The 22,453-nt window shown below is 53.3% G+C and carries 22 protein-coding genes and 2 pseudogenes; 18 read left to right on the top strand and 6 right to left on the bottom strand.

The window, feature by feature from the left end:
• The first annotated feature begins 43 nt into the window (after window positions 1-43).
• The 4 genes from ACODS5_RS18180 (at window position 44) to rfbA (ending at window position 4,998) form a co-directional block, all read left to right on the top strand.
• Complete coding sequence (locus ACODS5_RS18180) at window positions 44-2,041, top strand: polysaccharide biosynthesis protein (protein WP_489109326.1); 1,998 nt, start codon at window positions 44-46, stop codon at window positions 2,039-2,041.
• Between the two features lie 110 nt (window positions 2,042-2,151).
• Window positions 2,152-3,222: a dTDP-glucose 4,6-dehydratase gene (gene rfbB / locus ACODS5_RS18185; RefSeq protein ID WP_489109342.1), complete on the top strand. Its 1,071-nt coding sequence runs from the start codon at window positions 2,152-2,154 to the stop codon at window positions 3,220-3,222.
• Window positions 3,219-4,115: a dTDP-4-dehydrorhamnose reductase gene (gene rfbD / locus ACODS5_RS18190; protein WP_489109327.1), complete on the top strand. Its 897-nt coding sequence runs from the start codon at window positions 3,219-3,221 to the stop codon at window positions 4,113-4,115. The genes rfbB and rfbD overlap by 4 nt, the downstream gene beginning before the upstream one ends.
• A gap of 4 nt (window positions 4,116-4,119) precedes the next feature.
• Window positions 4,120-4,998, top strand: coding sequence for a glucose-1-phosphate thymidylyltransferase RfbA (rfbA, locus tag ACODS5_RS18195; RefSeq protein WP_489109328.1), 879 nt, complete (start codon window positions 4,120-4,122; stop codon window positions 4,996-4,998).
• A 411-nt stretch (window positions 4,999-5,409) separates the two neighbouring features.
• Here rfbA and ACODS5_RS18200 read toward each other — a convergent pair.
• Window positions 5,410-6,563: pseudogene (locus ACODS5_RS18200) on the bottom strand (IS3 family transposase).
• Between the two features lie 345 nt (window positions 6,564-6,908).
• Here ACODS5_RS18200 and ACODS5_RS18205 point away from each other — a divergent pair.
• The 9 genes from ACODS5_RS18205 to ACODS5_RS18245 are packed head-to-tail and all read left to right on the top strand — an operon-like array spanning window position 6,909 to window position 14,473.
• On the top strand, window positions 6,909-7,667 hold the full coding sequence (locus ACODS5_RS18205) for an ABC transporter permease (RefSeq protein ID WP_134694143.1): 759 nt from the start codon (window positions 6,909-6,911) through the stop codon (window positions 7,665-7,667).
• Window positions 7,664-8,401 carry an ABC transporter ATP-binding protein gene (locus ACODS5_RS18210; RefSeq protein WP_489109329.1) on the top strand — a complete coding sequence of 246 codons (738 nt, stop codon included), beginning with the start codon at window positions 7,664-7,666 and terminating at the stop codon, window positions 8,399-8,401. Before ACODS5_RS18205 ends, ACODS5_RS18210 begins: the two co-directional genes overlap by 4 nt.
• A complete protein-coding gene (locus tag ACODS5_RS18215) occupies window positions 8,394-9,152 on the top strand; it encodes a glycosyltransferase family 2 protein (RefSeq protein WP_134694145.1) in 759 nt (252 codons plus the stop codon). Before ACODS5_RS18210 ends, ACODS5_RS18215 begins: the two co-directional genes overlap by 8 nt.
• Window positions 9,149-9,772: a PI-PLC domain-containing protein gene (locus ACODS5_RS18220; protein ID WP_489109330.1), complete on the top strand. Its 624-nt coding sequence runs from the start codon at window positions 9,149-9,151 to the stop codon at window positions 9,770-9,772. Before ACODS5_RS18215 ends, ACODS5_RS18220 begins: the two co-directional genes overlap by 4 nt.
• Complete coding sequence (locus ACODS5_RS18225) at window positions 9,769-10,404, top strand: HAD family hydrolase (protein WP_134694147.1); 636 nt, start codon at window positions 9,769-9,771, stop codon at window positions 10,402-10,404. The genes ACODS5_RS18220 and ACODS5_RS18225 overlap by 4 nt, the downstream gene beginning before the upstream one ends.
• A complete protein-coding gene (locus ACODS5_RS18230; protein WP_489109331.1) occupies window positions 10,401-11,129 on the top strand; it encodes a glycosyltransferase family 2 protein in 729 nt (242 codons plus the stop codon). Before ACODS5_RS18225 ends, ACODS5_RS18230 begins: the two co-directional genes overlap by 4 nt.
• Complete coding sequence (locus ACODS5_RS18235) at window positions 11,126-11,446, top strand: cupin domain-containing protein (protein ID WP_134694149.1); 321 nt, start codon at window positions 11,126-11,128, stop codon at window positions 11,444-11,446. The genes ACODS5_RS18230 and ACODS5_RS18235 overlap by 4 nt, the downstream gene beginning before the upstream one ends.
• A gap of 32 nt (window positions 11,447-11,478) precedes the next feature.
• Window positions 11,479-13,437 (top strand): WavE lipopolysaccharide synthesis family protein, encoded by a 1,959-nt coding sequence (locus tag ACODS5_RS18240; RefSeq protein WP_489109332.1) that lies wholly within the window; start codon window positions 11,479-11,481, stop codon window positions 13,435-13,437.
• 13 nt (window positions 13,438-13,450) lie between these two features.
• The gene (locus ACODS5_RS18245; protein WP_489109333.1) at window positions 13,451-14,473 is read left to right on the top strand and encodes a WavE lipopolysaccharide synthesis family protein; all 1,023 of its coding nucleotides are present in this window, start codon (window positions 13,451-13,453) and stop codon (window positions 14,471-14,473) included.
• 90 nt (window positions 14,474-14,563) lie between these two features.
• Here ACODS5_RS18245 and ACODS5_RS18250 read toward each other — a convergent pair whose 3' ends face one another.
• The 3 genes from ACODS5_RS18250 to ACODS5_RS18260 form a co-directional block, all read right to left on the bottom strand.
• Window positions 14,564-14,704: a transposase domain-containing protein gene (locus ACODS5_RS18250; RefSeq protein WP_489109334.1), complete on the bottom strand. Its 141-nt coding sequence runs from the start codon at window positions 14,702-14,704 to the stop codon at window positions 14,564-14,566.
• Window positions 14,705-14,864: 160 nt separating this feature from the next.
• The gene (tnpB, locus tag ACODS5_RS18255) at window positions 14,865-15,056 is read right to left on the bottom strand and encodes an IS66 family insertion sequence element accessory protein TnpB (RefSeq protein ID WP_489109335.1); all 192 of its coding nucleotides are present in this window, start codon (window positions 15,054-15,056) and stop codon (window positions 14,865-14,867) included.
• 216 nt (window positions 15,057-15,272) lie between these two features.
• Window positions 15,273-16,214 carry an NAD-dependent epimerase/dehydratase family protein gene (locus tag ACODS5_RS18260; protein WP_489109336.1) on the bottom strand — a complete coding sequence of 314 codons (942 nt, stop codon included), beginning with the start codon at window positions 16,212-16,214 and terminating at the stop codon, window positions 15,273-15,275.
• A 213-nt stretch (window positions 16,215-16,427) separates the two neighbouring features.
• Here ACODS5_RS18260 and ACODS5_RS18265 point away from each other — a divergent pair.
• The 3 genes and pseudogenes from ACODS5_RS18265 (at window position 16,428) to ACODS5_RS18275 (ending at window position 19,334) form a co-directional block, all read left to right on the top strand.
• Window positions 16,428-17,663 (top strand): annotated as a pseudogene (locus ACODS5_RS18265) (IS3 family transposase).
• Window positions 17,664-17,875: 212 nt separating this feature from the next.
• Window positions 17,876-18,643 (top strand): hypothetical protein, encoded by a 768-nt coding sequence (locus ACODS5_RS18270; protein WP_489109337.1) that lies wholly within the window; start codon window positions 17,876-17,878, stop codon window positions 18,641-18,643.
• A gap of 364 nt (window positions 18,644-19,007) precedes the next feature.
• Window positions 19,008-19,334, top strand: coding sequence for a ComEA family DNA-binding protein (locus tag ACODS5_RS18275; RefSeq protein WP_134693748.1), 327 nt, complete (start codon window positions 19,008-19,010; stop codon window positions 19,332-19,334).
• 55 nt (window positions 19,335-19,389) lie between these two features.
• On the opposite strand, the gene ACODS5_RS18280 is transcribed toward ACODS5_RS18275, so the two are convergent.
• Window positions 19,390-19,557, bottom strand: coding sequence for a DUF2897 family protein (locus ACODS5_RS18280; RefSeq protein WP_134693713.1), 168 nt, complete (start codon window positions 19,555-19,557; stop codon window positions 19,390-19,392).
• A 182-nt stretch (window positions 19,558-19,739) separates the two neighbouring features.
• On the opposite strand from ACODS5_RS18280, the gene pyrF reads away from it, so the two are divergent.
• Window positions 19,740-20,441, top strand: a complete 702-nt coding sequence (gene pyrF, locus ACODS5_RS18285; protein WP_094010694.1) for an orotidine-5'-phosphate decarboxylase — start codon at window positions 19,740-19,742, stop codon at window positions 20,439-20,441.
• Window positions 20,442-20,510: 69 nt separating this feature from the next.
• On the opposite strand, the gene ACODS5_RS18290 is transcribed toward pyrF, so the two are convergent.
• The gene (locus ACODS5_RS18290; RefSeq protein ID WP_489109338.1) at window positions 20,511-21,512 is read right to left on the bottom strand and encodes an NADP-dependent oxidoreductase; all 1,002 of its coding nucleotides are present in this window, start codon (window positions 21,510-21,512) and stop codon (window positions 20,511-20,513) included.
• Window positions 21,513-21,688: 176 nt separating this feature from the next.
• Between ACODS5_RS18290 and ACODS5_RS18295 the strand changes: the two genes are divergently transcribed.
• Window positions 21,689-22,450 (top strand): SDR family oxidoreductase, encoded by a 762-nt coding sequence (locus ACODS5_RS18295; RefSeq protein WP_489109339.1) that lies wholly within the window; start codon window positions 21,689-21,691, stop codon window positions 22,448-22,450.
• The last annotated feature ends 3 nt before the right edge of the window (window positions 22,451-22,453 follow it).

Raw genomic sequence — 22,453 nt, forward strand, 5'->3', positions numbered from 1 at the left:
AATAGGGAATGGTTTAGTGTCGGATAACGCTTGCAGGGGTTTTATGGATAAGCTGCGCGCTCGATTGCTGGGATTGTCACGGCGGCACAAGCGTCTGCTGCAGGTCGCGGCGGATGTGGTGCTGGTGTGGGTCGCGCTGTGGCTGGCATTCCTGGTGCGGCTGGGTATCGATGATGTGATCGACCCGCTGCGTGATCACTCATGGCTGTTCATCTGCGCGCCGCTGGTGGCCATTCCGTTGTTCATCCGGGTAGGCATGTACCGGGCGGTACTGCGTTATTTCGGTAATGACGCGTTGATCACCATCATCAAGGCGGTCACGCTGTCGGCGCTGGTATTGGGGCTACTCATCTATTGGGTGGGCAACAAAGACAATGTGGTGCCCCGCTCGATCACCTTCAACTATTGGTGGCTGAGCATGATCATGCTCGGCGGGTTGCGCTTGCTGATGCGCCAATATTTCCTGGGCGACTGGTTCAACAGCGCAGCTACCCAGGGAGGGCGCTTCAATCAGGGCGAGGCGTCCACGCGGGTCGCTATCTATGGCGCTGGCGCGGCAGGTAACCAGCTGATGGCCGCCCTGCGCATGGGCAAGGCCATGCGCCCGGTAGCGTTCATCGATGACGATGCCAGCCTGACCAACCGGATGATCGCGGGGTTGCAGGTCTATGCCCCCAAGAATCTGCAGCGCATGATCGACGCCACCGGGGCCGAGGAAATCCTCCTGGCGCTGCCCTCGGCAAGCCGCAGCCGGCGCCGCGAAATTCTCAACCTGCTTGAAGGCTACCCGCTGCATGTGCGCAGCGTGCCAGGCTTCATGGACCTCGCGAGCGGCAGAGTCAAGGTGGATGATATCCAGGAAGTGGATATCGCCGATTTGCTAGGGCGCGATGCCGTGCCCGCCCAGCAGGACCTGCTGGCGCGCTGCATTGCCGGGAACACGGTGATGGTGACCGGCGCCGGTGGCTCGATCGGCTCGGAGCTGTGCCGGCAGATCGTCGGTCAGCGGCCACGCACGTTGTTGTTGTACGAACACAGCGAGTTCAACCTGTACAGCATCGCCAAGGAGCTGGAAGAACGCATCGCCCAAGACCAGCTTGGCGTGCAGTTGCTGCCTATCCTGGGTTCGGTGCGTGACCAGCGCAAGCTGCTGGACATCATGCAGGCCTGGAAGGTGGATACCGTCTATCACGCCGCGGCCTACAAGCATGTGCCCATGGTCGAGCACAACATTGCCGAAGGGGTGCAGAACAACGTCATCGGCACGCTCTATACGGCCCAGGCTGCGTTGCAGGCCCAGGTGGCCAACTTCGTGTTGATTTCCACCGACAAGGCCGTGCGTCCGACCAACGTCATGGGCAGCACCAAGCGCCTGGCCGAGATGGTACTGCAGGCCTTGAGCAACGAGCGTGCGCCGACGCTCATGGGCGATGTCGGCAATGTTGCCCAAGTCAACAAGACCCGCTTCACCATGGTGCGGTTCGGCAACGTGCTGGGTTCTTCCGGTTCGGTGATCCCATTGTTCCATGCGCAGATCAAGGCGGGTGGGCCCCTGACCGTCACCCACCCGAAGATCACCCGTTACTTCATGACCATCCCCGAGGCGGCGCAATTGGTGATCCAGGCGGGCTCCATGGGGCAGGGCGGCGACGTGTTCGTGCTGGACATGGGCGAGCCGGTGAAGATCGTCGAGTTGGCGGAAAAGATGATTCATCTCTCCGGCTTGAGCGTGCGCTCCGAGCGCAATCCGCATGGTGATATTGCCATTGAGTTCAGTGGGCTGCGGCCTGGCGAGAAACTCTATGAAGAGCTGCTGATCGGAGATAATGTGCTGGGTACTCGCCACCCGATGATCATGAGCGCCAACGAGGATTACCTGCCCTGGGAGGTGCTCAAGCAACGCCTGGAGGCATTGTTGGGCGCTATCGCTCGTGATGAATACCCGATGGTGCGGCAGTTGCTCAGGGATACGGTCAGCGGTTATACGCCAAGCGAAGAAATCGTTGATTGGCTTTATCAGCGTCGACGCCATGAATTGTAGTGTCTGGCGGCAGCGAGTGATTGAAGATGCGGCCTTCCTGAGGGAGTGACGCTGGTTTACGAAGCTCGAACATGGTCGGGTTCGAGTTCAAATATCGGAAAAACAGACATATGACTATATTGGTTACAGGTGGCGCTGGTTTCATCGGTGCGAACTTCGTATTGGATTGGCTTGCCGCTGGAGGCGAGACAGTCATCAATCTCGACAAGCTCACCTACGCGGGAAACCTGCAAACGCTGGCCAGCCTGAAAGGCGATAAGCGTCATGTGTTCGTACATGGTGATATCGGAGATTCGGAGCTGGTGGCGCGCTTGCTGGAAGAGCACAAGCCTCGTGCGGTCATCAATTTCGCAGCCGAATCCCATGTCGACCGATCGATTCACGGTCCCGAGGCTTTCGTCGAAACCAACGTCATGGGCACCTTCCGCCTGCTCGAAGCCGTACGGGCCTACTGGGGGGCGCTGGGTGAAGAGGCGCGCCAGGGTTTCCGCTTCCTGCATGTTTCCACCGATGAGGTGTATGGCTCTCTGGCCGCTGACGAGCCCGCGTTCACTGAAACCCACCAGTACCAGCCAAACAGCCCATACTCGGCCAGCAAGGCGGCCAGCGACCATCTGGTGCGCTCGTACCACCATACCTACGGCCTGCCGGTGTTGACCACCAACTGCTCCAACAACTATGGACCGTATCACTTCCCGGAAAAACTGATCCCGCTGATGATCGTCAATGCCCTGGCGGGGAAAGCCCTGCCTGTCTACGGCGACGGCCAACAGATTCGCGACTGGCTGTACGTCAAGGATCACTGCAGTGCCATCCGCCGTGTGCTCGAGGCTGGGCGGGTGGGTGAGGTGTACAACGTCGGCGGCTGGAACGAGAAGCCGAACCTGGACATCGTCCAGCGTATCTGCACGTTGCTGGATGAAATGCGCCCGCGTGTCGATGGCAAGTCCTACAGTGAGCAGGTGGCTTATGTCACGGACCGCCCAGGTCATGACCGCCGCTACGCCATTGATGCCCGCAAGCTCGAGCGCGAGCTGGGATGGAAGCCTGCCGAGACGTTCGAAACGGGTATTCGTAAAACGGTCGAGTGGTATCTGGATAACCAAGAGTGGGTGCAAAACGTCCAGTCTGGTGCTTATCGAGACTGGGTCGAGCAGAACTACGCGGATCGTACGGCATGAAAATCCTCCTTTTAGGGAAGGATGGCCAGGTGGGCTGGGAGCTGCAACGCAGTCTCGCGCCACTAGGGCAGGTGGTGGCACTCAATGCGCGTAGCGAAGCGTTTTGTGGCGATCTCGCAGACCTCGAGGGCTTGGCCAAGACTGTTGCGAGCATCGCTCCCGACGTTATTGTCAACGCGGCGGCCTACACTGCCGTGGATAAAGCTGAGTCCGAACCTGAGCGAGCGCACTTGATCAACGCACAGGCAGTGGAAGTGCTGGCGAGGGCCGCGAAGGCCTGCGGGGCGCTTTTGGTGCACTATTCCACCGACTATGTGTTTCCTGGCAGCGGTGCCACGGCGTGGCGGGAAGACCTTCCGGTTGCGCCATTGAATGTCTATGGGCAAAGCAAGCTGGCGGGTGAGCAGGCAATCCAGGCCAGCGGCTGTGCATATCTGATCTTGCGCACCAGCTGGGTCTATGCCGCTCGCGGCAGTAACTTTGCGCGGACCATGCTGCGTCTGGCTGCCGAGCGCGACAGCCTCGCGGTGATTGACGATCAGGTTGGCGCTCCAACGGGTGCTGATTTGATTGCCGACGTCACTGCCCATGCAGTTCGTGCCGTGCGCAGCAATCCTGAGCTGTGCGGTTTATATCATCTGGCGGCAGCAGGGGAGACTACCTGGTGTGGCTATGCGCGTTATGTCCTTGAGCAAGCGGCGGAGCTTGGTGTGGAGCTGAAGGTCCGCGCCGAACAGGTCAAGGCGTTGACCACTGATGCCTACCCTACGCCAGCAAAGCGCCCGGCCAATTCACGGCTCGATATCCAGAAACTACAGCGGGCCTTTGAGCTGAGCTTGCCAGATTGGCATCAGGGCGTCGCCCGGATGCTGGTTGAAATTCAAGGAAAGTAATTAAATGAAACGTAAAGGTATTATCCTGGCTGGTGGTTCCGGTACCCGTCTGCATCCAGCGACGCTGGCGATTTCCAAGCAGTTGTTACCGGTCTACGATAAACCGATGATCTACTATCCCTTGACCACGCTGATGCTGGCGGGGATTCGCGATATCTTGATCATCTCCACGCCTCAGGATACCCCGCGCTTCGAACAGCTTCTTGGTGACGGTAGTCAGTGGGGCTTGAATATCCAATATGCGGTACAGGCCTCTCCAGATGGTCTGGCCCAGGCGTTCCTCATTGGCGAGCAGTTCATTGGAAGCGATCCTTCTGCCTTGGTGCTGGGTGACAATATCTATCACGGCCATAACTTCCAAAAGCTTTTGGGTAGTGCGATGGCGCGACCACAGGGGGCCAGCGTGTTCGCCTACCACGTTCATGACCCTGAACGCTATGGTGTGGTCGAGTTCGATAAGGCCGGCAAGGCGGTTAGCCTGGAAGAGAAACCCAAGCAGCCGAAGTCCAAGTATGCCGTGACCGGTCTGTACTTCTACGATAACCAGGTCGTCGATATCGCCAAGCAAATCAAGCCCTCACCTCGCGGCGAGCTTGAAATTACCGATGTCAATCGCACCTATCTGGAACAGGGTACCCTGTCGGTCGAAATCATGGGGCGAGGGTATGCATGGTTGGATACCGGTACCCATGAGTCCTTGCTGGAGGCCAGTCAGTTCATTGCAACCCTCGAGCATCGTCAAGGGCTCAAGGTGGCCTGTCCTGAAGAGTTGGCTTATAGAATGCGCTGGATTGACTCGGAGCAGTTGGCAAGACTGGCAGCACCGTTGGCCAAGAATGGCTATGGTCAGTATCTGTTGCGCGTGTTGAGAGACGAGGCCTGATATGCAAAGGGGCGCTTGGGCGCCCTTGTCATTGTAAGCGCGCACCGCCTTCAACTCACGCACTTCGCTCCTCGTTTGCGGGATGCTTATTCAAGTGGGATGTTGGGTATCAACTGATGAGCTGAATTGAAACCTTCCGGTTCTAGTCGCGGTTCTGCGACAATGCGTAAACACCTTGGGCAATCTCATCGCCGGTAAATGGTATCTGGATTTTGTATGAAAGTAAGCGCTCCATGAACCTCACATTCAGAGCGATATTCTGATCGTCGATGCTGTGCTCGCGATTTTTTCTGGAACCCGCACGCCATGATGTACCTCGACACCTAAAGTCGAAAAATCTATCTCTACCCCAAACCCATTGGCTTCCGAAAATTCATTGATGGCTTGGCGGCGCTGGTTGTAGTGGCCAACTCATCCCGGACACGGTTTTGAGTTTTCTTCAGCTTTCGCCGGAGCCAGTCCATCGTTGAACTGATGAGGCCGGATCCAGTTGTAGTGGCTCGTCAGGTGCTGGCCAATGTCTCGTTGAGCTTGCTGCCCGGTCAGGTAGCCCGTGGTCGGTATCCACTCTGATTTCAAGTTGCGAAATACTCGCTCCATCGGTGCATTATCCCAGCAGTTGCCTCGGCGGCTCATGCTCTGGCGCATGCGGTAGCGCCACAGTCTCTGGCGGAACTGACGGTTGCCATATTGCGGGCCCTTGTCAGAGTGGAAAGTAGTCCTTGGGGCTTTCGCGGTGTTCGTAAGCCACCTCCAGTGCTTTGACCATCAGGTCTGCATCCGGCTTTTCTGATAAGGCCCAACCCACCACTCTGCGTGCATAGAGATCCAGGACAACTGCCAGATAGTGCCATTTGCCCTATGCCCAGACATAGGTGATGTCGCCACACCAGACCTGATTTGGCACTTCGACATCAAACGCTCGGTTCAAGATATTCGGAGTATCTGGCCGCTCCACTGTGGCCTTTTTGTACGCATGCGACCCAGGCTGCTTGCTGCCCAACGGCAGCTCACGCATCAGTCTGCGCACCTTGAACCGCCCGATTTTCTCACCCTCTTCTTGCATCATCATCTTGATACTGCAGCTGCCGGGCGCACTTCGTCCACGCGTGAATAACTCATTCACTCGACTACGTAACCTCAGTCGCTCAACGTTCGGTGTTCGCCTTCTATGACGATGTGCAGAGTAACTCGAGCGAGTGACTTCAAACACTTCGCACAAACAATCAACGGGCTCATGGTCGCTGAGCTGGCGGATCAGTGCGTAGGCTCGAGATCTTCCGACATCAAGAGCGCGGTAGCCTTTTTTGTATCGATTTTTCGCGTTCAAGGCGCGTGATCCGGGCTTCCAGCTCTTAGATTTTTTACTGCTCTGGCGTCAACGCTTTGCTGGCCGGCGCGATGCCGCCGCGCTCCTCCTGAAGCTGATTAACCCATCGGCGTAGGGCCGATTCCACCAAGCCGAGCGAACGGGCCGCTTCGGCATGGCTGTAGCCTTGATCGAGCACCAGGCAGGCGGCTTCACGCTTGAACTCAGGGGTAAAGGCACGGCGTTGCTTGGTCATCGGACACCTCTGTTTGGCGAGCATTCTCGCCTAAATGGGTGTCCGGGGTTAGTAGACTACTACAGGCGGCCCCTGACTGGGGAGGTCCCGAGTCCACCGGCCAATCTGCTGGCTGGTAGAGCAAAAGGGAAGACAGTTTTTCCGAAAAAGGCCATAATTCCGCTAAGGGATATAGCCAGCCTCTAGCAGGCTGGAGCTGTGACGTGGAGTTGCATGCAAGACGGGAAGGCTCGACAAAGCCTAGCACGCCAAATGCACTCAAGATCTACACACTTTCCCTACGGGACTCGCGGATAGGCAGTTTCGCGATATTTCTATATTACCGATGGGCTGCGGAAGGCGCGAATGAGCAGGGCGAATTTTGATCTAGTGGCAAACTTAGTCAAGAAAGATATTAGAGTCAGATATATGGGGTCCGCACTAGGGTTCTTGTGGTCCCTAGGTAGTCCATTGCTGACAACCCTGACCTTTTTAGTTGTCTTTAAGTTCATATTTTCGAATCCCGATCCTAAGTATGTTCTTCATTTGGTCACAGGGATACTGCATTGGACACTTTTTTCTCAATTAGTACTCCAGAGCTGTGATTGGCTGTACGGAAACGGAAATCTTATAAAGAAAATTAATTTCGACCGTGTTCTCTTGCCCGTTGCAGGTGCAGGAACAGTTCTGATATTCTGGCTGACCTCTCTCGCGGTTTATATGGCGGCATTTTTGCCTCTTGGTGGCTCGCTCTCTTGGTCAATGCTATATTATCCCATTGTATTTATAGGTTTTTTATCTTTCGCACTGGGTATCAGCTTAATTTTTTCCGTGCTCTATGTGAAATTGCGGGACATAAAACATCTAGTAGAAGTTTTGATGCCAATCCTATTCTGGCTAACCCCTATCGTTTGGCAGCCTGAGGCATTGACTTCCGAGGTGAGATCTTGGATTGAACTTAATCCTTTGAATGTTTTTTTTGATGCTTTTAATAGCATCCTCTATGCCGGGATTTCTCCGAGCGTTCAGGCTCTAGCCGGGTGCCTTCTTCTTGGTCTGACGGTGTTGGTTTTCGGATTTGTAATCTTCCGTAAAGAAAGTAAAACCATTGTAGAAGAATTATGACTACTTCAATTATAAATGTTCAGGGTGTCAGTAAGATATTTACACTCCACCACACACCGCATAGGACGCTAAAACAGCGCGTAGTAGGCATGTGGGATAAGCGAAGTCGTCTGACCTCTGAAAAAATTAAGGTGCTAGACAGCATTTCCTTCCAGTTAGGGACGGGCGAGTCTTTGGCATTGCTGGGGCATAATGGATCTGGCAAAAGCACACTGATGCAGTTGCTCGCAGGTGTCATGCTTCCAACGAGCGGATCTATTGCAGTAAAAGGCCGAATTGCACCTCTTATCGAACTTGGCGTAGGTTTTCACCCGGAGTTGACTGGGCAGGAAAACATCTATCTCAATGCCTCTCTTTACGGACTAACAAATAAAGAAACCCGAGAAATATATAGCGAAGTAGTAGAATTTTCAGGGTTGGGTAAGTTTATTGACACCCCTGTAAAGCACTATTCTTCCGGCATGTACATGAGACTAGGTTTCTCTATTGCGGTTCATGTCCGGCCAACAATATTGCTAGCAGATGAAATATTGGCAGTGGGTGACTCGGAGTTTCAGCAAAAATGCTTTGAGCGAATCCGTTCAATGCAACAAGACGGGATGAGCCTGATTCTCGTAACCCACAATGATCATCAAGCACAGCAATTTTGCGCACGCTATATGCGTTTAGACCATGGAAGAGTGGTAGCGGAAGGTGTGTTTGAAGATAATCAAAAAGGAGTTAACTATGCTTAACATCGTCATACCCATGGCGGGTGCTGGGAGCAGATTTTCCAAAGCCGGGTACGTTGATCCAAAGCCATTAATCAAAATTCACGGCGTACCGATGATTCGGGTTGTTATAGAGAATCTACGTCCAAAATGCGAGCATCGTTTCATATTTATCGTTCAGCGAGAGCATGCAAGTAAGTATGCTCTCCAAGAGAAGCTAAAAAGGTGGGCTTCTGGGTCAATTGTAATTGAAATCGATGGCGTAACAGAAGGGGCAGCATGCACAGTGCTTGCTGCAAAAGAATACATTTGTAACTCGTCACCCCTTATGATTGCAAATAGTGATCAGTATGTTGATTGCGATATTGATGATTATCTTTCCAGGATTGATAGTGAGGGGCTGGATGGTTTGATCATGACTATGAGTGCTGATGATCCTAAGTGGTCCTATGTGGGGTTTAATGCCAATGGAAGTGTCAGTCGCGTCGTAGAGAAAGAAGTTATCTCTGATGAGGCAACTGTTGGAATTTATAATTTCCGACATGGCGAAGAGTTTGTCAGGGCTGCTGAGGCAATGATCTTGAACAATGAGCGGGTGAATGGCGAGTTTTATGTTGCCCCCGCTTATGACAAAATTATAAGTGGCGACAAGAAAGTAGGTGTTTACAATATCGGCTCTGAAGCTGACGGGATGTATGGTCTGGGTATCCCAGCCGACCTAGATATTTTCTTAGCACTACCACTTTCAGTAAAAGCTGCTCAGGTCCAGTTATGATTATCATGTCCCATAGAGGGTACTGGAAAGCAGAAACAGAAAAAAACCAAGAAATTGCTTTTAATCGTTCCTTTGAGCTTGGCTATGGTACTGAAACTGACGTTCGAGACTGCGGTGGATTATTGCTGATATCTCATGACATGCCATCGGGTAGCGAAATTACACTAGATCAGTTCTTGTCCATAGTAAATAACCGGGCTTTACCTCTAGCAGTCAATATAAAAGCCGACGGCTTAGCAAATGTGCTTAAGGTAGCGTTTGGTAAGTATCCCGATTTGGATTGGTTTGTTTTTGACATGTCCATACCAGATACAAAAGCTCATCTTAACGCCGGAAATCCAGTCTTCATAAGGATGAGCGAGGTTGAGAGGATACCTGCTTGGGTGGATCAAGCACGTGGTATTTGGCTGGATGGTTTCGATAGCGTCTGGTATGACAATGCGCTGATATTAGAGATGCTTCATAGGAATAAAAGAGTTTGCATCGTCTCGGAAGATCTGCATAAGCGGAATCCCTCTAAGCAATGGGAAATGCTATCTCAAATATCCTCTGAGAATTTTATGCTCTGCACTGATTTTCCAGAGGAAGCAACTGAGTTTTTCTTCGGAGAAGCAAAATGATTAGAGCTGTAATTTTTGACATGGACGGAGTTCTGGTTGAGGCAAAAGACTGGCACTATGAGGCGCTGAACCAAGCACTCAGGCTGTTTGGTCATGAAATTAGTCGTGATGAGCATCTCACAACCTATGATGGGCTGCCTACCTCAACCAAACTCGAAATGCTAACATCCCAGCGCGGACTACCAGCAGGTCTGCACAAGTTTATCAATGAGATGAAGCAAATATATACGATGGAGCTGGTCCACACACAATGCAAACCTTTGTTTGTGCATGAGTATGCCCTGTCAAAACTTAAAGCGGGAGGATACCGGCTGGCCGTTGCTTCTAATTCAATAAAAAATACAGTTGTAATGATGATGATGTACACTCATCTCGACCAATACTTGGACTTTATGCTTTCCAATGAAGATGTTCAAAGGCCAAAACCTTTTCCTGATATTTACGCTAAAGCCATTGAAGACTTGGGGCTGAAGCCGCATGAATGCCTTGTTGTAGAAGACAATGACAATGGCGTCCGCGCAGCCACTGCGGCGGGAGCGCATGTCCTAGTCGTTAGAGAAGTGGCTGATGTGAATTTGGAAAATATTATGGCTCGGATTAAAAAGATCGATGCTGGCGAGGCCGATGCATGAATATTCTAATTCTTTCAGCAGGCTCATCTCATGGTGCCGGTGGGGATGACTATCCAAGCTGCCTTACCGAGGTAAACGGTATTCCTCTATTGCAACGCTTGGTGTCGGAGAGTGCTGGCCTAAATCCAGAAAAAATTATCTTCGCTTTTCAACAAGCTCAAATTGATAAGTTCCACTTGGATCACGTTGCGCAGCGCCTGAGTGATCGAGCTGAAGTGTTTGGTGTGAGTGAGCGCACTCAAGGTGCTGCGTGCACTATTCTTTCAGGCGTTCACCATATAGATAATGATCAAGAGCTTCTGATCATGAACGCTAACGAACTGGTTCGTGCAGACCTTGTAGAAATTGTTCAATCATTCCGTGATCGTAAGTTAGCAGCTGGCACAATCACATTCCCCTCTGTGCATCCGCGCTACTCCTATGTGAGGCTCGGTGATGCAGGACTCGTGACTGAAGCAGCTGAAAAAAACCCAATCAGTAACAACGCAACGGGAGGGATTTACTGGTTCGCCAATGGTGCATTATTTGTCCAGTGCGCAATGTCGATGATTCGTAAAGATGCCCGCGTCAATGGTAAGTTCTACATCTGCCCAGTTTTTAATGAAATTATTCTAAAGGGCTTTAAGGTCGGCGTCTTTCCTATCAATAGCGATCAGTACACACCATTGAAAACTGAACGTCAGTTGGAGGCGTATGAAGTAAGTGCAGGAAGAGGTAGCGCATGAAAACCTTTAAGCTGGATGATATGACCCGTGGGTGGTTTGTCGGAGCTTTCAACCCGACAAGCTTTGCCACCGAAGCCTGTGAAGTTGGTTTGAAACGTTACACTGCTGGTGACTACGAGGCATCTCATTATCATAAAGTTGCAACCGAGATTACTCTAATCGTTGAAGGGCGTGTCCTTATGAATGGGATAGAGTACTCCTCAGGGGACATCATAATCATTGAACCCGGCGACATGACTGACTTTCGAGCGCTGACGGATACTGTTAATGTTGTGGTAAAGACCCCCGGCGCCTTGCACGATAAATATATTCCGTGATATCTGGCATGATCTATGAAGAGCTTTGATTTATGAAGATTGATTCCTCGGAGATCTCTGTAATTATTCAGGGGCCTATTGTCCATAGAAGCTATAACTATGGGCGGCAGTCAATAACACAAGCTGCGGTAAATAGCGTTCGACTTCTCCTTCCTGATGCTGAAATTATAGTATCGACTTGGGCAGGGGAGGAGCCGCCGTCACCTCTCATTGATCTATTCTTAGAAAATCCCGACCCGGGTGCACAGAAGGCGAGCCCAGAGTCGTTAGCCAACAATGTTAATCGGCAAATTGTAAGTACTGTCGCAGGGCTAAAGCAGGCTACTCGTAAGTACTGCTTAAAGTTGCGCACGGATATTGTTCTAAAATCCATAGACTTTATAGAAACCTATAGCTCCGATACATTCAGTCGAACAAACTATAGTTTGTTCGAGCGCAGAATAGTTTCTAATAATCTCACGTCGCGCAACCCAGTTCGCTACTATCAGGCCACGCCATTTTTCAATTGGAAGTTGCTCTTCCATATATCGGATCATGTGCATTTCGGGCTGAAACAAGACATGCTGTTGCTGTGGGATCTCCCATTGCAAACTAAAAGTGAGGCTGAGTATTTTGTTGAGCGCGTTCATCCAGAGCGCTTTCGCCTTAACGAAGAAGCTCGCTTGGCGCCCGAACAATACATTGCTGTAAACTGCTTTAAAAAGTCTTTCGACATTGATTTGATTGACTATGCTGACTGGGATGCAGAGAAAGAGAAAGAGAGTGAAGCGCTGCTGAGATCTAACTTTATTTTCCTCGAAGATCAAAAGTTCAGCATTGCATTTCCAAAATATCACTCTAAGCACGAAAGCCGTTTTGAATCAATTCGTTATAATAGAGCCGACGCTCATGCTACGCCGACGAGTAAAATATCCCCTCTCCCTACAAAGGGAAGAGTATCAAAAGTCTCAGTTGTTATGCCCGTGCATAACTCCTGGCCTTACTTCGAAAATTGTGTTGAGTCGATTCTCTCTCAGAGCTACACCAACTTCGAGCTTGTTCTAGTTAACGACCACTCCACACAATTTGAACTACTAGCATATCTCGAAAAACTCGCGGCTTCTGACTCCCGGGTCCGCGTCATAGATAGCAAAGAGAAAGGTGCAAACAAAGCGCGTAAATTAGGTATCAGTTCAGCTGAAGGTGATTACCTATTAGTCATGGATTCTGACGACTTACTTGATCATGACGCTATTCAAATGCTGGTTTCATCGGCAGAAAAATACAACTCAGACGTTGTAGTATTCGGCTTCGAGGTTTTTGATACTCTCTCTGAAAACATTGTATGTTCTTATACGCCGCACATTAATAAAGAGCTTCGCTGGTACCGTGCAGACAAAGCAAAAAATGTTACCAGCATAACGGCTGGGTTTAATCATACATTCTGGGTGCACTTCTTTAGGCGTGGTGCAATGGATGTCAGTACTCTCTCGTTGAACTTGAAGTACTATGAGGAGCTACCGGCTATCGCCTCCCTTTACAGCGATAACAATATATTTTCTTTTGTCTGCGCCCCTTTATATAGATACCGAGTAGGTCAGTCGGGGCAATTGACCTCCGCTTGGAGCGATGTTGATCGGGAGAAGAAACTGAAGGACCTTGCTCACGCAATTAAAATCTGCATAGAAAACTCTCCCGCGCACTCTCCTGCCCAAAATTTTATCCGCCAAAAAGCTTTTGGTATAATAGTTGCCGAGATAGGGCACTCGGAGGGAACCGATCGCTTTAGCCAGAGCGAATCTTATGAGCTAATCAAAGATGCTGCGAGAAGTGCGCTGGGTGCGCCTAAAACCTGGCTCTTAAAGGCAGAAAAAAAGCGCCTGCTCTACCTCTTAGCGCTATCCAATCTGAATAGGAAGAATTTTGGCCGGGCCCTGAATCTATATCGTCGCATCCATGGATTTGTTTACCATATGGCCATGGGTATCTTGACGCTAATAGGGCATCGGTGAGTAGATCTTTAATATGAGTGCAAAGGTCCCCTCCAAAGATATAAGCGTTGTCATCCAAGGACCGCTCTCGAGCGCCTTGGATGGAGCAAATGCTACAGTGAAGTCTATTAGGAAATTTTTGCCATATGCAGAAATAATCGTATCTACTTGGGAGGGAGAGGACACTTCAGACCTTTCGTCTATAGATCATCTGATAGTTACAAAACAGCCTGCCCCGCTAGTGGAACCGCTAGGTAATGTTAACAATGTAGCGAGACAGATGGTTTCTACATTGACGGGTATTCAGCGATCCACACGCCCGTTTGTTTTGAAAATGCGTGCAGACCACATACTATTAAACGATAATATTTGCATTAGGCCTGAACTAACATCGAAACACGAGACCCTTGCTTTTTTGTCGCGAAAAATTGTAGTCACTAGTTTGTTTCTTCGGAATCATCTAAAAATTCCCTTCCTGTTCCACATTTCTGACCTGGTTCAGTTTGGCACTAAAGAGGATATGGCTAGTTTCTGGGGGGGCGATCTGCCTGATGTCGCTTCGCTGCTTCAAGGAAACAGGTCAACTCGAGTTAGAGTTTTCGGAAACTTCTCGGGAAATACCTCTTTTCGTGAAACGCCAGAGCAAACCTTAGTCAGGCTCTGGCTTGCCAAAGAGGGGATGAATATCTCGCTGAGTTATCCTTGCGATACGAGTTATGAGCTTTTTTCATTATGGGAAAAAGTACTGGTGGAAAATTTTCAGCTGCTTGATTATTCGAGCGCCGGTATTGTATATCCGCCTCGTTTTTTATCCGCGTTCTTAGGGCCTAGGACCGTATTGACTGCGCATGAGTTCCAGGTTATGCAGCGCGATCCTGGGAGTAGAAGAAGATATCTTAAAGTTCTATTTTCTAAATATATTAAGTGCTGGGGAATGCCGCGCTACTGGATAGCTACCGCAAATGTTATTTTGTCTGGACTCACTCCTGCTTTGGCAGCAAAAATCCGCATATGGCTTCGTTCTAAACTAGGGCTTACTCATCCGGATAGGCGCTGAAATAGAAAGTCCTAGCCAGAAACTGGGACTTTTAATAGGGCTTCTGGAAATGCTCCATAAATCCCACCTGACGAACGATGGACAGCGCACTTAGCTGTGTATTTGAGGTGTAAAATTCCACGGCAGTAGCACTTCGTATTCTTCCCTTGAGGACGACCGCGGCAGGCGTTCCGGTGCGTGGCGCAGCCACGCATAGGGTTCTCGATGGTTAGCTTTAGTCGTTGCTACCACGCTTTAAAGTTGTTCGCTGGTTTCTTCATCGATGGCACGTTTGCACCAGCCGCAAGCGCAGGTCAGCTCATGGATAACTTCGATACGCGGCAAATCAGCCGGCAGCGTCTTTAGCTTGCCACGGCGTTTGATCCGCTCAACCACTTCTTCGTCTCTAGCCTCATCCAAGGATTAGGCCAGGCTTTCCGCTTCGTCGACGAGTGGTAATTGCGGTGTCGGCGATGTCAATCGGATCGGGGGAGGTTTTGAACCGTTTGGAGCCCAAGCGCTTGAGCCACAGGCCGAAACCGTTGCGTCCCCAATACAAGATCTCCACGCGGTTGCGCGGCTTGTTGAGGAAGACGAAAAGCACCGGTCGAACACCTCCGCCTTGATATCTAGTTTGGCCAGTGCGGCTAGGCTATCGATGGATTTTCGAAAGTCAACAAGCTTGGGGTAAAGTTACACTTTTCGACTTTGGTGCCGGGTCGCATCATGGCAGGCAGGCTCCAGAAAGAAATCAGGAGCACAGCAACGGGGATCAGCTTAGCGCTTTGGATCTGGGGTTCATGGAGCGCTTACGAGAATCTTAGTTATTATCGATGTTATACTTATATCCCGAAAGTATGAGTAGCTCCTTAGGGTCGGATTTTGGGGTCCATCCTAACAGCCTGGTTGCCTTCGCGCTGTCTATAATTAGAGATCCAAATAGTTGGTTATGTGCCCGTTCTTTTCGCAGTAGTCTAGCAATCCCTCTAGTTAAATCAAGAGGGATTGGAAGTAATACAACCTTCCGTCCCATGCCTTTGGCAAGCAGTTCTATCAGCTCTCGGACTGATATTGTTATGTCTGAAATTACAAATGTCTCACCCATCGCGCCTGGATGAGTGGCGCAAGTAAAAATAAAGTCAACAAGATTATCCAGGCTAATCAAGCTTCGGACGCTTCTGGTGTTTCGAAAGGGGAGAACTGGAAATGTCTTTACAGCGCGCAGGAGTCGGTTAAAGTTTCCCGGCGCATTGGCGGAAAATACTAGTGGAGGCCTTATGATGGTTAGCGACGTACTACTAGGCTCCAATATTTCTGCCAGTACCTTCTCAGCGGTGAGTTTGCTCTTTGCATATGTTGTTTTTGGGTTTGTGTTTGAGGATTCGGAAAATAAAACACTTGTGCTTGTGTCGCCTATTACACCGATAGAGCTAATAAATATGAATTGCCTGACGCTTAATGCAACTGACAGTCGTGCTAAGCTTGCAGTTAGCGCCACGTTTACAAAGTGAAATTCTTCCTCCGCATATTTATCATTGCCGTTTAGTATGTGAGCCCTTCCGGCCAGGTGAATGACTGCATCTGACCCTCTGACTTTTTCTATTATCCGGCTTTCGACAGCAGAAAAATCAGACTCGTACTCCTGGAGGGCACGACAATCATCTCGGCTGAGCAGTTTGACATCAATGCTTTGTTGTTCGGATAACATAGCTGTCAAAGCTTGGCCGATGTAGCCCGTCGCCCCCGTTATACAAATCTTCATACTCTCTCCGCGCGGTTTCCACCTGGAATACTAGCGCCCAACAATTTCGTTGTCCATTAGTAAGAGTTCCTCACTCTCACATCCAAAGCACCTGCGTACCCTGCTACGATGCCTCCTGGCGCTAAATGCGAAGAGTCGTAAGCTCTCCATGTAGTGGTCTACTAACCTCGGACACCCATTTAGGCGAGAATGCTCGCCAAACAGAGGTGTCCGATGACCAAGCAACGCCGTGCCTTTACCCCTGAGTTCAAGCGCGAAGCCGCCTGCCTGGTGCTCGATCAAGGCTACAGTCATGCCGAAGCGGCCCGTTCGCTCGGCTTGGTGGAATCGGCCCTACGCCGATGGGTTAATCAGCTTCAGCAGGAGCGCGGCGGCATCGCGCCGGCCAGCAAAGCGTTGACGCCAGAGCAGTAAAAAATCCAAGAGCTGGAAGCCCGGATCACGCGCCTTGAACGCGAAAAATCGATACAAAAAAGGCTACCGCGCTCTTGATGTCGGAAGATCTCGAGCCTACGCACTGATCCGCCAGCTCAGCGACCATGAGCCCGTTGATTGTTTGTGCGAAGTGTTTGAAGTCACTCGCTCGAGTTACTCCGCACATCGTCATAGAAGGCGAACACCGAACGTTGAGCGACTGAGGTTACGTAGTCGAGTGAATGAGTTATTCACGCGTGGACGAAGTGCGCCCGGCAGCTGCAGTATCAAGATGATGATGCAAGAAGAGGGTGAGAAAATCGGGCGGTTCAAGGTGCGCAGACTGATGCGTGAGCTGCCGTTGGGCAGCAAGCAGCCTGGGTCGCATGCGTACAAAAAGGCCACAGTGGAGCGGCCAGATACTCCGAATATCTTGAACCGAGCGTTTGATGTCGAAGTGCCAAATCAGGTCTGGTCTGGTCTGGTCTGGTCAGGTCTGGTCTGGTGTGGCGACATCACCTATGTCTGGGCATAGGGCATAGGGCAAATGGCATTATCTGGCAGTTGTCCTGGATCTCACGCAGAGTGGTGGGTTGGGCCTTATTAGAGAAGCCGGATGCAGACCTGGTGGTCAAAGCGCTGGAGGTGGCTTACGAACAACGCGGAAAGCCCCAAGGACTACTTTCCACTCTGACAGGGCCCGCAATATGGCAGCCGTCAGTTCCGCCAGAGACTGTGGCGCTACCGCATGGGCCAGAGCATGAGCCGCCGAGGCAACTGCTGGGATAATGCACCGATGGAGCGAGTATTTCGCAACTTGAAATCAGAGTGGATACCGACCACGGGCTACCTGACCGGGCAGCAAGCTCAACGAGACATTGGCCAGCACCTGACGAGCCACTACAACTGGATCCGGCCTCATCAGTTCAACAATGGACTGGCTCCGGCGAAAGCTGAAGAAAACTCAAAACCGTGTCCGGGATGAGTTGGCCACTACATAGAGGCGCCTACGAAACTAGGGACGCCTGCCATTGATCGCTCAAGCTTATGCAGTACGTGTAGGATGTAACGCCTCGAGAGATAAGGCAATTTACTATTGCTTTCAAATGAAAATTAATCTTATTAGTATTTGTGTGTTTTGACTCCTCAAGTGTGTCATAAAGCTGCCGATACAGAGCTAGGTTCAGCGCATACCGTGCGAGAAAGTAACTCCAAAATGGACAGTTAATTCAATGATTTCGAAGTGGATGTCGAAGCTCCCCTACTTGAGCGCTTCTGTTGTATTCGTAGTAGCGTTGTACCTCCTCTGCGCTGTCGATAACTACGCCTGGGTCGAGTCCTCGTCCCTCAAATGGCTGGTCACCGAGCAGATCCTGAGCACGAATGAAGACTCCTTCCTCGAGGTGCTCTCAGCGGTGCTTTGGGCCGTGGCCTTCGGCCTGTTCGTCATTCTGTTCATGCGTTCGCGCTCCACCGTGGAGCGCTGCTGGCTAGCCCTCTATGCTGCTGTCAGCCTGTTCGCGTTCGGTGAAGAAACCAGCTGGGGCTACCACTGGTTCGATTACACCGATGCGGTGCCGCTGCTGACCTCGCACAATGCCCAGGGCGAGACCAACCTGCACAACATCAATGTGGCGGAAATCCTCGGGGTCAGTACTGAAGCCAGTTACTACTATTACCTGGAAAACGTTTCGCACCTGCTCAACCCGCTGTTCTATTTGTTCCTGTCCGGCCTCTGGCTGGGCTTGCCGTTGCTGAAGATGTCCGGTGCGTTCAGGTCGATGAGCCTGCTGCGCGACATGCCGGTTGCCAGTACGGGGTTCCTCGCGTTTTTCTTCCTGCACTCGGTCTGCTTCATTTTTGTCGATGTGGTGCTGTTCAACGTGGGCTTCATTTACGAAATGTTCATCGCGCTGGCGGCGGTGCTGGTCGCAGCCGATATCGCTCGCACCAACGCTGCGACCGATACCATCGGGCTTGGCGATTCGTTGCTGCCTGCAGGGGCTATGCGCTAAGCGTTTGGCGAGGATGATCCCTTAAAGATCGGGCGCCGCGTGTGCGGCGCTTCGCCGGCAAGGCCGGCTCCTACAGGTTGTCCTGGGCGGGGCTGAAGGGGCGAAGTTGTAAACGAGCCTATTGGCGCTGGTTATTTCCGTTGAGGATTTAGGCGCAATAAACTGGCGCTGTAGGCAAGCGCACCCTCAGCCGTCAGAGCTCCACTCGAACGCCCTGTCACCCAGGGTTTGCTGGCTTGGCGGCACCTTCAACCAAGTTTACTTTTGCAATACTTGCCGAATCGCCTCCGGATTCACCTCTTGCTAGCTTGATCAGGCAGCCACGGAAACGCTGCCAACCCATTGAGCCACAGGAGTGAACATGATGCGCAACATCGTCCTTTCCCATCTGCTGCTTCCGCTATTCGCAAGCCTGGCATTCTCCGCCACCGCGGCACCTGCTACAGCAACCGTCGATTCGGTGGTGCCAGTGGTTGCCACTGCTTCTTCCTCGGTAAAGCTGAACCTCAACACCGCCGACGCCGCGACCTTGCAAAAGGCGCTCAACGGCATTGGCAAGGCCAAGGCCGACGCCATCGTGATGTACCGCGACGAGCACGGGCCATTTGCCTCGGTGGATGAGTTGCTGGAAATCAAGGGCATTGGCAAGGCGTTGCTGGACCGCAACCGTGATCAACTGACCATCGAGTAAGCATGCGAGGCAGCCGGCCAGCCGCTAGGCGGTCGGCTGTGAGGGGAGGGCCAGCTTAGCGCTCTTGCGCATCCTTGGCATCGGCCTCGGCATTGCGCTCATGCACCTTCTTCAACTGCTCGTCGGTCAATGGCAGCTTTTTCGCCGTATCGCGCAGCAGCAGCAACCCGCCGACGATAGACCCGAGTGCGATGACAAGTATCAACCAGGCATACCAAGGCATCGAAATTCCTCCTGAGCGTGTATAGGACGCTGCTTGCATGGCATTCGAGCCGTGCTGGCAGCTGTTGGTTCCATTATAGGAGTCGCGCTCCGGCGGGCCAATTCTCATGACCTGCGGCCCCCAACCCGGCCCCACTTCGTTTACAATGCGCGCCGTTTACGACTTGCCAAGAGACCCTGCCCATGTCCGCCTGCCAGACGCCCCTGATCGTCGCCCTGGATTTCCCTACCCGTGACGCCGCCCTGAAGCTGGCCGACCAGCTCGACCCTGCCCTGTGCCGGGTCAAGGTGGGCAAGGAACTGTTCACCAGCAGCGCTGCGGGCATCGTCGAGACCTTGTGCAGCAAGGGCTTCGAAGTGTTCCTCGACCTCAAGTTCCACGATATCCCCAACACCACCGCCATGGCGGTCAAGGCCGCGGCCGAGATGGGTGTGTGGATGGTCAACGTGCATTGCTCCGGTGGCCTGCGCATGATGTCGGCTTGCCGTGAAGAGCTGGCCAAGCGCAGCGGCCCGCAGCCGTTGCTGATCGGCGTGACCGTGCTGACCAGCATGGAGCGCGAGGACCTGGCCGGTATCGGCCTGGATGTCGACCCGCAGGAGCAGGTGCTGCGCCTGGCGGCATTGGCGCAGAAGGCCGGCATGGACGGCCTGGTGTGCTCGGCGCTGGAAGCGCCGGCACTGAAGGCTGCGCATCCGTCGCTGCAACTGGTGACCCCGGGTATTCGCCCGGCTGGCAGTGCCCAGGATGACCAGCGCCGTATCCTGACCCCGCGTCAGGCGCTGGATGCTGGCTCCGATTACCTGGTGATCGGCCGTCCGATCAGCCAGGCGGCGGATCCGGCCCAGGCGCTGGCTGCCGTGGTGGCTGAAATCCGCGGTTGATTGGACAGCGGTGGGGCCGCTTTGCGGCCCATCGCTGGTAAGCCCGTTGCTACAGGCCCTCCGCGGCGATCAAACCTTCAGCACCAACTTGCCGAAATTCTCCCCGCTGAACAGCTTGAGCAGCGTCTCGGGGAAGGTCTCCAAACCCTCCACCACATCCTCCTTGCTCTTGACCTTGCCGCTGGCCAGCCAGCCGGCCATCTCTTGCGCGGCCTTGCCGTACTCCTTGACGTAGTCCATCACCACGAAGCCTTCCATGCGCGCGCGATTGACCAGCAGTGACAGGTAGTTGGCCGGGCCCTTGACCGCCTCCTTGTTGTTGTACTGGCTGATGGCGCCACAGATCACCACCCGCGCCTTGAAGTTCAGGCGCGACAGCACCGCGTCGAGGATCTCGCCGCCGACGTTGTCGAAGTACACATCCACGCCCTTGGGGCATTCGCGCTTGAGCCCGGCGAGCAGGTCTTCGGCCTTGTAGTCGATGACCCCGTCGAAGCCCAGCTCATCCAGCAGGTACTGGCACTTCTGCGCGCCACCGGCAATGCCGACCACGCGGCAACCCTTGAGCTTGGCGATCTGCCCGGCAATGCTGCCGACCGCGCCGGCGGCGCCGGAGATCACCACGGTTTCGCCGGCCTTGGGCTGGCCGACGTCGAGCAGGGCGAAGTAGGCGGTCATGCCGGTCATGCCCAGTGCCGACAGGTAGCGCGGCAGGGGGGCCAGGCGCGAGTCGATCTTGTGCAGGCCCTGGGGTTCACCAGTGAAATAGTCCTGCACGCCCAGGGCGCCGCTGACATGGTCGCCGGGCTTGTAGTCCGGATGCCTGGAGCTGACCACCTCGCCGACGCCAAGGGCACGCATTACCTGGCCCAGGCCCACCGGGGGAATATACGACTTGCCTTCGTTCATCCAGCCGCGCATGGCCGGGTCCAGCGACAGGTAGAGGTTCTTCACCAGGACCTGGCCTTCGCCCGGCTCGCTGGCGGGCACCTGCTCGTAGGTGAAGTCGTCACGGCGCACGGCGCCGACCGGGCGCTTGGTCAGCAGGAAACGGCGGTTGGTGTTGGGCATGGCGAATTCTCCTGAACGAGTGTGAAGGGCTGATGATCGGCGGGTTGAATGGGGCGCGTCACGCAAGATCACCGCGAACGATAGTAGTCCAACCGTGCCCTTGATGATGCTGCCCAGCTCGATGGGGCCCTGACTAGACTCAGCCACGACTTCCCATCCTTTTGCAGGAGCCAGTGATGAGCATGACTTTCTCCGGCCAGGTTGCCCTGGTCACCGGCGGCGCGGCGGGTATCGGCCGGGCCACGGCCCAGGCGTTCGCCGCCGAGGGCCTGAAGGTGGTGGTCGCCGATCGCGATGTGGTGGGCGGCGAGGCCACCGTGGCGCTGATTCGCCAGGCTGGCGGCGAGGCGCTGTTCGTCGCCTGCGACGTGACTCAGGACCGCGAGGTGCGCCAGTTGCACGAGCAAGCCATCGCAGCTTATGGGCGGCTGGACTATGCCTTCAACAACGCCGGTATCGAGATCGAGCAGGGCCGGCTGGCCGATGGCAGCGAGGCCGAGTTCGACGCGATCATGGGTGTCAACGTCAAGGGGGTGTGGCTGTGCATGAAGTATCAGTTGCCCCTGCTGCTGGCCCAAGGTGGTGGCGCTATTGTCAACACCGCCTCGGTGGCTGGGTTGTCGGCGGCGCCGAAGATGAGCATTTACGCCGCTTCCAAGCATGCGGTGATCGGCCTGACCAAGTCGGCGGCCATCGAATATGCGAAGAAGGGCATCCGGGTCAACGCGGTGTGCCCGGCGGTGATCGATACCGACATGTTCCGCCGCGCCTACGAGGCCGATCCGCGCAAGGCCGAGTTCGCCGCGGCAATGCACCCGGTCGGGCGCATCGGCAAGGTCGAGGAGATCGCCAGCGCGGTGCTGTACCTGTGCAGCGATGGCGCGGCGTTCACCACCGGGCACAGCCTCACCGTCGACGGCGGTGCCCTGGCGATCTGAGGG

The organism is Pseudomonas sp. FG47, assembly GCF_057809115.1.

Coding starts and splice junctions, on each gene's coding strand:
- ACODS5_RS18180 (WP_489109326.1), top strand. CDS start 44: ATGGATAAGCTGCGCGCTCGATTGCTGGGATTGTCACGGCGGCACAAG.
- rfbB (WP_489109342.1), top strand. CDS start 2,152: ATGACTATATTGGTTACAGGTGGCGCTGGTTTCATCGGTGCGAACTTC.
- rfbD (WP_489109327.1), top strand. CDS start 3,219: ATGAAAATCCTCCTTTTAGGGAAGGATGGCCAGGTGGGCTGGGAGCTG.
- rfbA (WP_489109328.1), top strand. CDS start 4,120: ATGAAACGTAAAGGTATTATCCTGGCTGGTGGTTCCGGTACCCGTCTG.
- ACODS5_RS18205 (WP_134694143.1), top strand. CDS start 6,909: ATGAGCAGGGCGAATTTTGATCTAGTGGCAAACTTAGTCAAGAAAGAT.
- ACODS5_RS18210 (WP_489109329.1), top strand. CDS start 7,664: ATGACTACTTCAATTATAAATGTTCAGGGTGTCAGTAAGATATTTACA.
- ACODS5_RS18215 (WP_134694145.1), top strand. CDS start 8,394: ATGCTTAACATCGTCATACCCATGGCGGGTGCTGGGAGCAGATTTTCC.
- ACODS5_RS18220 (WP_489109330.1), top strand. CDS start 9,149: ATGATTATCATGTCCCATAGAGGGTACTGGAAAGCAGAAACAGAAAAA.
- ACODS5_RS18225 (WP_134694147.1), top strand. CDS start 9,769: ATGATTAGAGCTGTAATTTTTGACATGGACGGAGTTCTGGTTGAGGCA.
- ACODS5_RS18230 (WP_489109331.1), top strand. CDS start 10,401: ATGAATATTCTAATTCTTTCAGCAGGCTCATCTCATGGTGCCGGTGGG.
- ACODS5_RS18235 (WP_134694149.1), top strand. CDS start 11,126: ATGAAAACCTTTAAGCTGGATGATATGACCCGTGGGTGGTTTGTCGGA.
- ACODS5_RS18240 (WP_489109332.1), top strand. CDS start 11,479: ATGAAGATTGATTCCTCGGAGATCTCTGTAATTATTCAGGGGCCTATT.
- ACODS5_RS18245 (WP_489109333.1), top strand. CDS start 13,451: ATGAGTGCAAAGGTCCCCTCCAAAGATATAAGCGTTGTCATCCAAGGA.
- ACODS5_RS18260 (WP_489109336.1), bottom strand. CDS start 16,214: ATGAAGATTTGTATAACGGGGGCGACGGGCTACATCGGCCAAGCTTTG.
- ACODS5_RS18270 (WP_489109337.1), top strand. CDS start 17,876: ATGTCGAAGCTCCCCTACTTGAGCGCTTCTGTTGTATTCGTAGTAGCG.
- ACODS5_RS18275 (WP_134693748.1), top strand. CDS start 19,008: ATGCGCAACATCGTCCTTTCCCATCTGCTGCTTCCGCTATTCGCAAGC.
- ACODS5_RS18280 (WP_134693713.1), bottom strand. CDS start 19,557: ATGCCTTGGTATGCCTGGTTGATACTTGTCATCGCACTCGGGTCTATC.
- pyrF (WP_094010694.1), top strand. CDS start 19,740: ATGTCCGCCTGCCAGACGCCCCTGATCGTCGCCCTGGATTTCCCTACC.
- ACODS5_RS18290 (WP_489109338.1), bottom strand. CDS start 21,512: ATGCCCAACACCAACCGCCGTTTCCTGCTGACCAAGCGCCCGGTCGGC.
- ACODS5_RS18295 (WP_489109339.1), top strand. CDS start 21,689: ATGAGCATGACTTTCTCCGGCCAGGTTGCCCTGGTCACCGGCGGCGCG.